Below are 13,463 nucleotides of genomic sequence, written 5' to 3' on the forward strand. Positions count from 1 at the left end.
ACCGGCGCGGGGCGAGAACAAGATACCGAAAGCGGCCCGATCAGAACGTCGAGAGCGTCAGCGTATTGCGCACCGACTTCACGCCTTGCACACCTTGCGTGACGCGCGTTGCCTGTTCGATCTGCGCTTCTTCGGGCACCCAGCCTTCCAGGATCACGTCGCCATTGGTCGCGCGCACCGTGATGCCGCCCGCGCGCATGCCTTTCGCCTTTCCGAGCGCGGTGAGAATGCGCCGGCGCAACGCGCGATCCACCGCTTTGGACGGTGCCTTGCCCGCGCTCGCAGCGGACGTCGCCGCCGATGCGACAGGCGTCGACGCCACCTCCTGCGCGTGAACGCAAAAAGAAGCGCTGAGCGCGGCGAGCGCGATCATCAGCTTGCCGGTTCGAATGAATTTCATAGTGTCGTTGGTTGCCATGATCGTTGTACCGATATTCGATGCGATGAACCTTGCCACGCGCGCTTCGCCGCGCCCGCAAGCCCGGACGAAGCGCGCCCGATGTGAATCAGAAGCGATGCGACACGCCGACGCCGACGAGCGTCTGCTTCTCGCCCGGCCCGATCGCCGTGAGGCCGGGCCAGGTCGTCGTCGCGAGTCCGTTGTTCTTCATGTAGCCCGCGCGCGCATAGAAGGACGTGCGCTTCGAGATGCTGTGGTCCGCGCCGACCTGCACGCCCCACGTGTTGTCGTGCACGCCACGCACGAGCCGCTGGAAGCCTGCGATTTCGATGGCGTCGGCGGGCGTCGCCTGGATCGTCGCCCCGAGTTCCGCGACGCTGAACGGATGCGCCGCATTCAGGCGCGCGGCGACCGAACCGGCGGACGGTTCTTCCGGCTTGTGATACGTGTAGTTGAATTGCAGATTCACGATGCCGATGCGGTAAGCGAGCGCGCCGGTGTAATGCTCGACCGAGACGGTATTGACCGCGGCGGGCAAGCCCGGAATGTTCTTCGAGCCCGGATGCTGGAACTGATACGACAGGCCCACGTACAGGCCGTAACCCGAATACGTTCCGGCGATGTCCAGCATGTTGCCGGTCGATTGCGGATACGGCTGCGTGACGGAAGCGGCGAGCGCATACATGCCCCACAACTGGAAGCCGCTGAGATTGGGCGACTTGTACACGATCGCGTTGCTCGAACGTCCGCCGCCGGTCTGCGTGGCCATCGTGTTGCGGTCGAACGTGGTCGACGACGCCGCGAGCGGCGAGAGCACTTCGTTCGCGCGGAACGGATCGGTCGGATAGAGCGACCAGAACGTAGGCTGATATTGCCTGCCGAGCGACAGCGAACCGTATTTCTCGTGCGTCAGGCCGACCCACGCCTGGCGATAGAACATCGCCGAGGAGTCCGCGAAGAACGTGCCGTTGTTGATGTTGTAGCCGTTTTCGAGCGTGAAGACCGCCTTGAGGCCGCCACCGAGATCTTCGCTGCCTTTCAGACCGACCATCGAGCCGCTGTTGCCGCCGCTTCGCATCGACCAGGACTGGGTGCCGCCGTTGTTGAACCACTGTACAAATGCATCGGCGACGCCGTAAAGGGTCACGCTGGATTGCGCCGCCGCGCTGCCGGCCGCAACCGCGAGCGCCGCGCCAGCGACGCTCTTCGTGATGAAACGCATGAGTGTCTCCTCGTTGTGGGTGTCTGGTCTGCCCGGCGCGCGCGATCGCGTCGCGCAACGCACACCGATGCTGCGCCGACCTATTCCAAAGCAGTGTTGCAGCCGGGCACGAACGCACCACTACCCGAAGCGAGTAGGCACGGGAATACCCGCATCACTTCACCCATTGCTTCGTTTTCCCGACTATCACTCGCGCGACTCACAAGCAAGTGCTTTGTTCCGATATACGGGGTTATGCGCCCTACACATGTTCCCTAGCGGGCAGCGCGCGTCCCGAAGGCTAGAATCAACCGTAGAGGCCCATAATTAACGACGCAGGTGTTCGATGACTGAAACAATCATTCTTCGCAATCCGAATCATGATGTTGACGACGTGGCGACGCCGCCCGTCGCCTGTGCGTCGCCGCGCGTGTCGACGCTGGTCGTGGGCCGCGAGCGGCTCGTCGCGCAACTCGTCGAGGCGCGCCGCAAGCGCTGCATCGTCGTGCAGGGCCCGGCGGGCTATGGCAAGACCACGGCGCTCATTGCGTGGCGCGAGGCGCTCTATCCGCTCGCGTTTCAGGTCGCGTGGCTCACGCTGTCGGACGAAATCGACGACCTCGCCCGCTTTCTCGACGCGCTGGCCGCGAGCCTCGCGCAAGTCGATCCGGCGATTTCGCGCGACGCCGCGTTGCTCGGCGGGCGCGGCATGGACGACGAAGCGATCGAGCGCACGATCATCGCGCTGGTGCGCGGCATCGCGAGCCGTCAGGGCGATCTCGTGCTGGTGCTCGACGATCTGCATCGCCTGACGCAGCGGCGCTGTCATCAGTCGCTGCAGTGGCTGCTCGACTACGCGCCGCCGAATCTGCATGTCGTGCTCGCGTCGCGCGGGGCGATTCCGCTGTCGGTCGGGCGCATTCGCGATGCTGGCTTGCTGCTCGAACTGGACCTGCGCGACCTGCGCTTTTCGATGGCGGAATCCAGGGCGTTTCTCAAGTCGCAATGTCCGGAAATCGGCTCGCGCGAGGCGCGCCAGATGCACGAACTCACCGACGGCTGGGTCGCCGGGCTGCAACTGATGGTGGTCGGCGCAAGGCGCTGGAAAGCCGCGCCGGTGCGGTCCGCGCCCGATGATCCGCCCGCAGACACGCAGTTCCTCGATGTCCACACCTTCGCGGAATATTTCGAGCGCGAAGTGCTGTCGCGGCTCGCGTCGAGCGAAGTCGAGCTGCTCGTCCGCATGGCCGTGTGCGAACGGCTTTGTGCGCCCTTGTGCGTCGCGCTGCTCGGCGGCGCCGATGATTCCGGCGACGTGCTGAAACTGCTCGCGCGCCTCGAGAGCGACAATCTCTTTCTCGCGCCCGCCGGTCACGATGCCCGCCACGCGTGGTATCGGCTGAATCCGCTGTTTCGCGAAACTCTGCTTGAGCGCTTCCGCGCGCGCAGCGAGGCGCAGCGGCGGCAGGTACATCAGGCGGCGTGGCGATGGTTTCAGGCGCACGATCACGCCGATGAAGCCGTGCGCCACGCCATGCTCGCCGGCGAACCCGCGGCGGCGGCGGATCTCGTCGCCCATATCGCGCGCAGCCTGCAGTTGCGCGGCGACTTGCGCAAGGTCGTCGCGCTGATGCGCCTGTTGCCGCAAGCGGAGATTCAGGCGCGCGTCGGCCTGCGGCTCTGGATGATCCACCTGCATCTCTACGCGCGCGAGTTCGAAGCATGCGAAAGCGCGATCGAGCGGCTGGCGAGCGATCTCGCGCCCGACGACACCCAGTCGCGCTATCGCCTGACGCTGCTGCACGCGGCGCTCGCGGTTCAACGCGACGATCTCGACGCCGCCTGCGAACTGCTGCCGCATCTGCGCGCGCTGCCGCACGACGCGCAGGGCATCATCGTCGGCGCGCGCAACAATCTGCTCTCGTGGATCCATGCGCGGCGCAGCGATTTCGACGAAGCGTGTCGCGTCCAGACGGAGCGCGCGGCCGCGTTGCCCGATGGCACGCCGATCATGGGCACATCGGCGGGCGTGTTGAGCGGGCGCGCGCTCGCGGGTTTGAGCCATCTGCTGCAAGGCGATCTGCTGCAGACCGAGCGCGTGTGCCGCGACGTGCTGTACGAAGCCGAACAGCGTGGCAGCGCGGCGGCCGAAGCGTCCGCGCTCGCAACGGCCTTGCTCGGCGAAGTGCTCTACGAATCGGGCGAGGCGGATCACGCGCGCAAGCTGCTCGAAGAGCGCCTCGACGTGATCGAGCGCGTTTCGTTTCCCGATTCGGTGATGAGCGTGCTGACGGTGTTGTCGGCGTCGCATTGGCTCGCGGGTCATCGGCTCGATGCCATCGCGTGCCTCGACCGGCTCGAAGACTACGCGGCGCGGCACGATCTGCGCCGCGTGCTCGCGCATTGTCTGGCGCTGCGCGTCCGGCGTGATCTGCAACGCGGCCAGTTCGACGCCGCTCAGGCGCACCTCGCGCGGCTCGACGCGCAGGTGGCGCGCGCCGCGTCGCACACATCGGCATCGGCATGGGTGGAATTTCAGGTGATCGCGCAGCAGGCGTACGTCGACTGGCGTCTCATCCACGAGGACTACGACGCCGCGGCGCATGCGCTGTCGCCGCTGATCGAGTCATGCCGCGAGCGCGGCTGGCAACGGCGGCTCGCGTTCCTCGAAGCGCAGAAAGCCGTCGCGGCGCAGGGGCTCGGCGACGCGGGTTCGGCGCGCAGGCTGATGCTATCGGCGATGCGTCTCGGGCATCGTCTCGGCCTCGTGCGGACGCTGCTCGACGCCGATCCTGCCGTACCCGATCTGATCGTCCGCGTGAGCAAGGACGCGCCGCAGGACGCCGTGTTGCAGTTCTACGCGGATCGCCTGCGCGATGTGCACGCCCGCGCCACCGCGGCACAAGCGGCCTCGACGAAACCGAAGGCACGTTCCGGCGATGCGAAAGTGCACGACCTTCTGAGCGCGCGCGAGACGAAAGTGCTGAGCCTGCTCGCGCAGGCGCTGCCGAACAAGAAGATCGCCCGGACGATGGGCATTTCGCCCGAGACGGTCAAATGGCACCTGAAAAACATCTACAGCAAGCTCGGCGTGTCGAGCCGCGACGAAGCCGTCGCGCGTTCGCGGGATCTCGCGCTGAGCGACGGCGCGTGATCGAGCGGCAGATTCGCGAGCACGTCGGCGTGAAAATCCGCATCGCCGAGGCGCAGCGAAGCCGCCGTCAGATACTTGAAGTAGTCGCCGACAGCCAGTTCCGCCGTGACGCCCATGCCGCCGTGCAACTGCACGGCCTGCTCGCCGATGAAGCGCGCCGCGCGGCTCACGATCAGCTTCGCCGACGAGATCATGCGGCGCCGCTCGGTCGCGTCTGTTTCGCCGATGGCGGATGCGGCCAGATGCGCCATCGACAGCGCGAGTTCCTTCTGCACGAGCATGTCCGCCAGTCGGTGACGCAGCGCCTGAAAGCGTCCGAGCGCCTGTCCGAACTGCTTGCGGGTGCACAGGTACTCGGAAGTCATCTCGATCAGGCGTTCCATCGCCCCCGCGCTGGCTGCGCACGACGCCGCGATGCCCAACTCCAGCGCCGCTTCGATCATCGCCGCGCCGTGCGCGCCGTCGCCGAGCATCGCCCGTTGCGGCACGCGCACCGCCTGCACCGTGACTTCGGCGGCGCGCTCGCCATCGAGCGTCGGATAGGCGCGCACGGTCACACCCGCCGCCGCTGTCGGCACGATGAACAGCGACATGGCCTGAATGGACGCATTCCACGCCGAGACGATCAGCGAGTGCGCGGCCCCGCCGTGCCATACGTGCACCTTGTGGCCGTCGAGCACGAAGCCGTCATCCTGCACGCGCGCCGTGGTCTCCGGCTGCGCGTAGTCGTAGCGGCTCTCTGGTTCCTGATACGCGAGCGTGACGATCTCGCGGCCCTCGGCCATCTCCGGCAACCGCGCTTGCCGCTGCGCGTCCGAGCCGAAACGTTGAATCAGACCAGCCGCCATCACTGCGCAGGGAATCAGCGGCTCGGGAAGCAGCGCGCGTCCGGCTTCGAACTGCACGGCGAAGGTATCAGTGGCGGTGCCGTCGAAGCCGCCGTAGTCGGACGCGATCGTCAGCCCGAGTACGCCGAAGTCCGCATAGGTGCGCCACGCATCGCGGCTGAAGCCGTCGGGATAGCGCACCGCGTGGCGGCGCGCGTCGATCGGATAGCGTTCCTCGGTGAAGCGTCTCAGGCTGTCCGCGAGTTGACGCTGCTCTTCGCTATATGAAAAGTCCATCTTGCCGCCCGCCCGTTCTAGAGATCGAGAACCGCTTTCGCGATGATTTCCTTCTGCACCTCGTTCGTGCCGCCGTAGATGGTCGGCTTGCGCATGTCGAGATAGAAGCTGCCGATGTTCGCGCCGTAGCCAGGCGCGGGCGTCCAGCCGTCGAAGCCGTCCGCGAGCCAGGCGGGCGAGAACGGCAGCGCGTTCGGCCCGGCGATGTCGACCTGCAACGCCGACAGCGCTTGCTGCAACTCCGAGCCGCGAATCTTGAGAATCGACGACTCCACGCCCGCGCCGCGCTGACTCGCCTCCGACGCCACGCGCATCAGCAGCATCTCCAGCGCCATGACTTCGGCCTCGATGCGCGCGATCCTTTCTCGGATACGCACGTCGTCCGAGAGCGGCCTGCCGTTGCGGCGCTCGCGCTGCGCCAGCGCCTTCACGTAACGCAATTCCCGCCGGCAATGTCCGATGCCCGCAATGCCCGTGCGCTCATGGCCGAGCAGATACTTCGCGTACGTCCAGCCGTGGTTCTCCTCGCCGACGAGATGCGCGGCGGGCACTTGAACGTCGTCGAGCCAGACCTCGTTGACATCGGCGGCGCCTTCGAGCGTGTCGATCGGGCGCACCGTGACGCCGGGCGATTTCATCTCGATGAGCAACAGCGAAATGCCGTTCTGCTGCTTCGCCCCGGGATCGGTGCGCGCGAGGCAGAACATCCAGTCCGCGTGCTGCGCATACGTGGTCCAGGTCTTCTGCCCGGTCACGATGTAATGGTCTCCCGCGCGCACCGCGCGCGTCTTGAGCGAGGCGAGATCCGAGCCCGCGCCCGGCTCGGAATAGCCCTGGCAACCGGCACGTACAAGTGCATGGAATGGACACCGTTGCTGTGCTAGTCCGGCGTCCTCCCTTCAAATCTCCTTCTGTCCATCGGGCTTCTTGAAAAATGGACGACCTCGGATGGGCAGTACCTTTTCGCCCGTCAGCGTCGAAAGCTGTTTGCGAGTATCGAACAACTCTTTCAAGAGCGACACTTCGCGTGCGAGTGCCGCCTCCAACTGCGTGCGCAGTTCATCAATGCGACCCTTTTCCTTCAATCGCTTCGCGTTTTCATGATTCTTGGGACTAGCTTGTTCACTCGCAGCCTCGTCAATCGTCCGAATCAGGTCCGCGAAGACCGCGCGAGACCGTTTGATGCTGCCCTTCGCTCGTCCAGCCTCGATAGATACAGCGTCGTTGGTTATCCGAGCGCCCCGCGCGACGTGTCGAGCGCCGCCAGATTTAAGCCGCTCAAGCGCCGCGAAATATTCATTCAGAGGTTGTCGATTCTCGCTCATTTCGCATTCTCGAAGTTTTGTCGCTCAATCCGCTCGCGAATGCGAAGCAGAATCTGTAAATCTGCACTCTCATTCCTGTATTCAGGAGTATCTTTGTCAAGGCACTCGAGCATTTGAGTCTGCGCCGCTATGACTCGGTCGAGCCTCGAAAGCCTGCCTAAAAGATGCTTACACCCCTTCACGCAGTCAATGTTCAACCATTTGACAGGCTCAATTTCACACGACTCCGTCGAGGTGCAACCACCCAGAAGCGTCTCTCTGTACGCCAGCTCGCCTTTTTGAAATCTTTTGATAGTTATCTCCCGGTCAACGAGAACAGAGCCACCAGGCCCACGCAGACGATTTTCAACCCAGCTTCCTTGGGCCCCGAATAGCGCCTCGTCGGTCGTAAGAACATTCAGAATGTAACTTAGCGCTGCGGAAACGTGCTGCGTCTTACGCCATTCATGGCCAAAGTGTTTTTTATTCTCGCCTATGAGGTTATCTGCAAAAGCCGAACCTCTCGCGTAGTAGCGAGACATCTCTTCTGTGAGGTGTTGCAACTGACGCCTCAACGAAGGCAGTGATACTAACCCCGACCGTTGAGCGTAGAGTGCCAGCGACCGACGCAACTGATGAGTCGTGAGCGTCCACGGCGCGCCCAACTGAAATTTGGCCTCTGAGCGCCACGCGCGATGAGGGTCAATCTTCTCCAACTCTCTGAGGTCTTGCTCGATAATGATGGGTTGGAGTGAATCGCGAAGCGTTGCAACTTCGTTCAAGTCAAACTTAGACGGGTACAAACGGCCGCTCTCGCCCTGCGGGGGCTGGGCGCCAGTCAATCCGAGGTATGCAATAGAAGGAAAGAGCAGCGTCTCCTCTACCGGAGGCAAAGCGTTTGACGCCCGAGATTGTGCTATCGACCAAGTCAGCTTAGCTAGCCGCTGCGCGAGACGGACGGCACGCACACCCTCGGTATTCGTCACCCAGCGTGCACGCTTGGGGTTTCCGCCACTGAGTTTAGTAGTTTTCCCTTCGAGGAAATGATGCACTTTTCCAGCTTGCGTTGAGATGTCGATGCACGAGTATGGGAGTTCACCGACCTCATTGTGTCGCATACCGCTGAAGACATGGATTGTCAGACGACATACCGCCTGAATCATTGTTAGACCGGAAGACAGCCCCTTTACACCAAAGAAAAGGCGCTGCTCCGCAAAGTAGGCGCTCAGCCCATACTTCTCCAGTGCTGAAGCGAAATCGGCTTCGTAGTCATCCAGCGAAAGACCAGCGCGGTTCGCCTTGGTCCGCTGTTGGGTTTTGCACCGACCGAGCATCGGATTCGAAACGCAGCTCTCTGTAAAGGCAAGATATTGGTCCGCTACTTGCTCGAACGCCGTCAACTTTTCCGACAATGTCGCGATTATGTGCGAGTAAATGCGAGTAGGTAGCGGTGGATGCTGGCGCAATGAATCCGAATATGAGCGTGCTATCCGCCTCAGCGACGCCTTTGTCTGTTCCCCGAGCACGACATACCCCACATAAGTGGGGTGGAGAGCGCTAAGGGTACCCAGGATGCCGGACAAATACCGAGCATGAATAGCTTTGACTCCGTTGACGAGATTCAACAGCGCCTCTCGCGTCGTGAACACGTCCAATATGGTCTTGCCCGCGGTATCGCAGTGGGCGGCCACAGCTCGAAGCGTTTTGATGTAATGCTGCAGAGTCTGATACCTGAGAGTTGGAGCTTCTCGCTTCTTAGCTATCAAATACATCACCCAACGCATCTCATCTAGCAACTGTTCCTGGAATTGGGTCGACGCCTTATTCTGAGGCCAGAAGCGAAAGCTCAGGCGGCTAGTCTTTCCTGACTCCCCATACGGCGTCCAGTCCCAGACCAAATCGCCATATCGCGATGCGACCCTCCCATCGGCGTAGACACTGACCGGGAAATCACGCCCAGGCCGTAGTTCCGCGAGGTCAACGGAGGGGCTTATGACCTTTGAATGGCGCCCTGCGACCAGTCTTTCTGGCAAAAAAATCTCCCTCATCCCGCGAGCTCCAGGTCAACCAACATTTCAAGCTTGCTAGCCCAGTACGGGTCGAGTTCGCCCGCTTCGACTTCTTGTTCGATTCTCTTTACCAACCCGGCTTCACGGTGGTCAATTTCCTTCAGCAAATCCTCTATTCGGTCCAGCAAGGGCTGCACAACGTCTCGGAAGTGTTCTTCGCTTCTAACCAAGTGCGAAGTCTGCATTATGCAGAACCGACAGCTCACGATTTTCCGTGTGTCCTTCTCATCCGCATGAACTTTGAATTTATCGCAAAACAGACAACCCTCTGGACCCCTGCAATCCGACGCGACCGGCGCGTTAACGACCTGTCGCGGCTTCCCAAAGCTTGTGCAAATTCCAACTGCGTTAACAACGCCGTCTTTCACAACAGCACCGGACTCTATCACTGCTGACTGTAGTTGGTCGAAGAAAGCACTCAGTTCTTCGCCCTGGCTGGATGGAGAACCCTCAGCATACGACGCGAGCATTGTTGCTTCGGTCGTCTGCAGAACCGCGGCAGCCGTCGCCGGGTCTACCCTACGAAGAAGCCAGTCGCTCTTGCTCGCCCGCCATCCTTTCGACTTGATGCTGGGCAAGCCTGGGTCAAGACGGTGAAGCGATTGAATTATGTTGGTTAAGCCCTTCCCTTTTAAAGGCGCAAACGTCTGTGCCCAGTCACTGGACGCCAAAAACAAGTGCCCCAACGGTTTTTGATTCAGTAGAAAAGCCCTGAGCAAAAGGAATTTCCTGAACGTCGGTAGAAACACGGCTCCGATTTCAAAGGAGACTAGTCGGCCCCCAGCTCGGTACTTCACGGCACGAAACCCCTGACGCTCCGTGCTAATCTCGTGCTCTTGTGCCCATGGCAAGCCTCTCAAGACGGCCCAATTCATGCAAGTGTTCGCCAGAAAAAGCACAATGAAGGCGTTATGAGCTAACAAGGCTGCTCTCCGCCTAAAGTGGTGCTGGCGCTCGGAATTCGCCTCTTTCAAGCCCTGTGTAGCTTGTGCAGTTAGCAATTCAGCCGTCGCACCCCGACGCTGTTTAGCTGGATTATGCGAGTAGCGTTCCGTAATCTCGGCGATTTCAGAGATTCGCCCATTCTCATAGTCATAGGCCCAATAGCCACATGTGAGTTCGTCGCGAACCGCCAGTTCATGAGGGGCCATACACCACTTGTTCGCCGGAAACACCCAAAGCCTATTTCCTGTTGCGCCTAGCGATGGTGGAACGGGCAAGGCGTAAGGATACAGTTCAAAGTTTAGGCATAAATTGCTCAGTCCATCGAACAATGCCTGACACAGCGCCAACACCCGAGCTCGCGAACCTTCGGAAGGCGGTATCGTGGCCTGACGAGCATGCTTTTGCACGCGCAACAAGTTGCAGCCATGGTGCAAGTCGTCAAGCTGGGATAGCTCTGCCGCGACAGTAAGCACTGAGTTCTGGGCCACTGCAGCTGTGTTGTTCCCAATCTGCCCCGTGTCAACCCGCAGTCTTAGATGTTCAACAAACGCAGGAAAGGCGAGGCGCAAGGCACCCTCGTCGACGATTACATCACCGAAACCTGCCTGCTCGGCCCAGTCCAAAAAAACGGTATAATGTCGAGCTGACGTAAAGGCCGTCGCTGGCCTCTTCCCACCAGAGTACATCTGCTCCGAGAAATAGCGCACAGCCTCGCCCACTCGTTCCAGCCGCGCTGGAATTAGCGACGCTAAGTCGACCAATCGTTCGGACTTCGGCCGGTCGCAGCTTTTTCTCTGACCGACGGGGCTTGTACGCTGCGCGTAGCAGACCGCTCCAAAGTCAAGGGAAAGGCCGCTCTCGAATTGCAACACGGCGCCCTCGGGATGTAGCACCGCGGCTCCGTCGGTCAGCGGCATAATCACGATGTCAATGTTACGAGCGACAAGGTTCATTCAAGACCTTCCATGGCGTGCGATGCGAGCGATTTAAGATGAGCCTCATGCTCCTGCACGACGCTTCGCACCAGTTTGAGGTTGTGCCGATATTTCAGGTATCGGTCTGTCACGACAGACGACTCATGACACATGCGTACTCGCACAAACTCTCTCGCCTCATGCAGGCTTGATTCTCCGCGCCTGACCAGAGCGAGCTGCCCGTCTGTCCAATTCATTCCGGCCGTTGCACGTATGTCGTGGAACTGATACCAGAACCGTGGCGCGTTGTACTTTTCCCGGATATAGGGAACGACACGCTCCGAGATGAACTGCCGCACGCCTTGACCATTCTTTTGGTATCGCAGCTTATTAGTAGGATTGAAAGTTCTGATGTCGTCCTTTGCCAGATATAGCGGCGCGCCGCGTTGACTAAGAAACAGATACTGAAGGTTTGTGTCACCGCCGAATGCACGGATTCGCCTAGTCCGCGCACGCTCGCTTAAGGCATAAATCTTGAGCATTCGAAACAACCAAACTGGAATGTGCAGTACCATCTGCTTATCGTTCTTTGTGTCTACCCGAGTGCCCGAGCCGACTGGCAAGCGGATATCTTCTGCCGCATTGTCGTCCAGCGCGAGAAGCACATGACACACTCGCAAGGTAAGGACCGTTTGAATCCGAGCCCCCGTAAAAAGGCTGAACAGGTGAATGAGCGTCATCTCTGTGTTTCTCAGCGTGACCAAGGTTTCAACGAGCCATTCCTGCTCCGAATGAGAGAGCGGCCGAAGCTTTCCCCCGTCATCGATTAATCCATCGAATGGGTCATCTTGTTGAGGCACCTTCACATGTACGTCGGTGGTCACCACCTTCTTAATCTTTCTAAAGCCGATTGCACTCGTGTACTGAACATAGTGGTCCGACTCCTTCCACGGCGGGTTCTCGGGTGTGAAGACTTGTTCGCTAATAAGCCATCTGTAGAAAGCGACAACACTGCTCATTGAACGCCGCGCCGTCGACGCGGAAACTTCGCCAGCCCGGATAGCGAACTTTAGATGACCGTTGAACCGATACGTAGGACGCGAAAGTTTCTGCGCAGGGAATGCGAGCCAGTCTACGCCGTTCTCCTCCAAAAATCGGAGATACGCGGCCAGGTCGTGAGCCAAGCCTGCGTATGTAGACATAACAGGATTCAGAGTTCCTTCGAGCCGAGAAAGGATATACATGTTGGCTTCGGCCCAAGGAACTCCGCGAGAATCCAAGACTAGCGGGTAGAGATTGAACTGATGCGGGACCCAGTTGGGCTTGCCATCTCTTCGCCAGCCCTCATCCGGCACTAGCTTCGGACAGACAAAATAGGTATCTCCCAGCACGTTCACCCTCATGGCGGACGAATCGTCTTCGTCAGATAGCTGAGTCAACTCGAACTGCGGCAGCAAGACCTTGCGGGCGCGTTCGAGCGCGAACCCACCTCCGCCGGGATGAGACTCTGAGGATGGACTCTTAGCCCTTGCTAGCTTTTTGATGCTCATGTTTAAACTCCCGCAGGTCCGCTGCGTTTCGCTTGCAATCCTGACCCGCCTAGTTGTTCCTCTATGCCCTCGAGATGCAGATGGAGGGCACCAAAGCGGCCAAGTGCATTCTTTGCACCAGCAAGTTTGCTACCTCATTGCGACGTCGAAGTTCCGGGACGTCCCCTAGGTTCGTTGCTGAGTCAGATTCTTGAGTTATAGGCGCAAAATCATTCGACGTGCGGTCCAAAGGGCCGCGGGTCGAAGGTCTTGGGTTGATTAAGGCGGCTTTTTTTAGGCGAGGCTTAGAATCGGCGACGCACAGTGGGGGATGCGCCGTCAGTTTCATCGCGATTCGCCCAGTTGACAGTCCAATGACGACAGGTGTGCATGTAGCGCGTCGGCTTTTGATAAATGATGAGCTTGAGGAAGCAACCCGGAGAGAAACGCCCCGTGGAGTTCACTGTGCGATTGCGAGTAAAACCGAATAGTGAGTGTCTCGCCATTACGGCGCAAACTGGTCATCAGTTCGACCCACGTGAAGAACGCGACGAGGTGACGAAGCTCCCGTCCCGGCGTCAACGGGCTTTCTTCCGCTCCTGACGAAGTCTTGGACCCCAAAGAGAGCATGTAAGACTGCAAGGCACTCGGCGACTTATGGCCCATATGGGTTTGCAATGCCCACAGACAGGCTTTGTTCTCTCGCGAGGATTGATACAAAGGTTGCGCACTGAAAAGCTTCATTCGTTTTGCCATTTGGTCCCCTCAGTCTGTCTCGTTTGGTTCGCGATGTCTCGTATGGGTACCCGAGAGGACAGGTTCA

General features: G+C 60.3%; 9 protein-coding genes and 1 pseudogene. 1 reads left to right on the forward strand and 9 read right to left on the reverse strand.

Going from position 1 to position 13,463, the window contains the following annotated elements:
* Positions 1–40: 40 nt before the first annotated feature.
* Positions 41–400 carry a BON domain-containing protein gene (locus BTHE68_RS31370; RefSeq protein ID WP_232078299.1) on the reverse strand — a complete coding sequence of 120 codons (360 nt, stop codon included), beginning with the start codon at positions 398–400 and terminating at the stop codon, positions 41–43.
* A gap of 106 nt (positions 401–506) precedes the next feature.
* Positions 507–1,622 (reverse strand): porin, encoded by a 1,116-nt coding sequence (locus tag BTHE68_RS31375; RefSeq protein WP_162070183.1) that lies wholly within the window; start codon positions 1,620–1,622, stop codon positions 507–509.
* Positions 1,623–1,947: 325 nt separating this feature from the next.
* Between BTHE68_RS31375 and BTHE68_RS31380 the strand changes: the two genes are divergently transcribed.
* Positions 1,948–4,755 carry a winged helix-turn-helix domain-containing protein gene (locus BTHE68_RS31380; protein ID WP_162070184.1) on the forward strand — a complete coding sequence of 936 codons (2,808 nt, stop codon included), beginning with the start codon at positions 1,948–1,950 and terminating at the stop codon, positions 4,753–4,755.
* Here the strand turns inward: BTHE68_RS31380 and BTHE68_RS31385 are convergent.
* From BTHE68_RS31385 to BTHE68_RS31415, 7 genes and pseudogenes are all read right to left on the reverse strand, one after another.
* Entirely contained in the window at positions 4,677–5,879 is a 1,203-nt protein-coding gene (locus BTHE68_RS31385) for an acyl-CoA dehydrogenase family protein (protein ID WP_162070185.1), read from the reverse strand. The two genes, BTHE68_RS31380 and BTHE68_RS31385, sit on opposite strands and share 79 nt — an antisense overlap.
* A 17-nt stretch (positions 5,880–5,896) precedes the next feature.
* Positions 5,897–6,718, reverse strand: a pseudogene (locus BTHE68_RS31390) (acyl-CoA dehydrogenase family protein); the annotation flags it as partial.
* Between the two features lie 60 nt (positions 6,719–6,778).
* The gene (locus tag BTHE68_RS31395; RefSeq protein ID WP_162070186.1) at positions 6,779–7,204 is read right to left on the reverse strand and encodes a hypothetical protein; all 426 of its coding nucleotides are present in this window, start codon (positions 7,202–7,204) and stop codon (positions 6,779–6,781) included.
* Positions 7,201–9,231: an integrase gene (locus tag BTHE68_RS31400; RefSeq protein ID WP_162070187.1), complete on the reverse strand. Its 2,031-nt coding sequence runs from the start codon at positions 9,229–9,231 to the stop codon at positions 7,201–7,203. The genes BTHE68_RS31395 and BTHE68_RS31400 overlap by 4 nt, the downstream gene beginning before the upstream one ends.
* Positions 9,228–11,150 carry a hypothetical protein gene (locus tag BTHE68_RS31405; RefSeq protein ID WP_162070188.1) on the reverse strand — a complete coding sequence of 641 codons (1,923 nt, stop codon included), beginning with the start codon at positions 11,148–11,150 and terminating at the stop codon, positions 9,228–9,230. The genes BTHE68_RS31400 and BTHE68_RS31405 overlap by 4 nt, the downstream gene beginning before the upstream one ends.
* A complete protein-coding gene (locus tag BTHE68_RS31410; RefSeq protein ID WP_162070189.1) occupies positions 11,147–12,661 on the reverse strand; it encodes a site-specific integrase in 1,515 nt (504 codons plus the stop codon). Before BTHE68_RS31410 ends, BTHE68_RS31405 begins: the two co-directional genes overlap by 4 nt.
* A 324-nt stretch (positions 12,662–12,985) precedes the next feature.
* Positions 12,986–13,396, reverse strand: a complete 411-nt coding sequence (locus tag BTHE68_RS31415; RefSeq protein WP_162070190.1) for a hypothetical protein — start codon at positions 13,394–13,396, stop codon at positions 12,986–12,988.
* Between the last annotated feature and the right edge of the window lie 67 nt (positions 13,397–13,463).

This window comes from Burkholderia sp. THE68 (assembly GCF_009938265.1).
Taxonomy (GTDB): Bacteria; Pseudomonadota; Gammaproteobacteria; order Burkholderiales; family Burkholderiaceae; genus Caballeronia.

Bases quoted from the DNA above. Each gene is read 5' to 3' on its own strand.
- BTHE68_RS31370 (WP_232078299.1), bottom strand. From the start codon at position 400: ATGAAATTCATTCGAACCGGCAAGCTGATGATCGCGCTCGCCGCGCTC.
- BTHE68_RS31375 (WP_162070183.1), bottom strand. From the start codon at position 1,622: ATGCGTTTCATCACGAAGAGCGTCGCTGGCGCGGCGCTCGCGGTTGCG.
- BTHE68_RS31380 (WP_162070184.1), top strand. From the start codon at position 1,948: ATGACTGAAACAATCATTCTTCGCAATCCGAATCATGATGTTGACGAC.
- BTHE68_RS31385 (WP_162070185.1), bottom strand. From the start codon at position 5,879: ATGGACTTTTCATATAGCGAAGAGCAGCGTCAACTCGCGGACAGCCTG.
- BTHE68_RS31395 (WP_162070186.1), bottom strand. From the start codon at position 7,204: ATGAGCGAGAATCGACAACCTCTGAATGAATATTTCGCGGCGCTTGAG.
- BTHE68_RS31400 (WP_162070187.1), bottom strand. From the start codon at position 9,231: ATGAGGGAGATTTTTTTGCCAGAAAGACTGGTCGCAGGGCGCCATTCA.
- BTHE68_RS31405 (WP_162070188.1), bottom strand. From the start codon at position 11,150: ATGAACCTTGTCGCTCGTAACATTGACATCGTGATTATGCCGCTGACC.
- BTHE68_RS31410 (WP_162070189.1), bottom strand. From the start codon at position 12,661: ATGAGCATCAAAAAGCTAGCAAGGGCTAAGAGTCCATCCTCAGAGTCT.
- BTHE68_RS31415 (WP_162070190.1), bottom strand. From the start codon at position 13,396: ATGGCAAAACGAATGAAGCTTTTCAGTGCGCAACCTTTGTATCAATCC.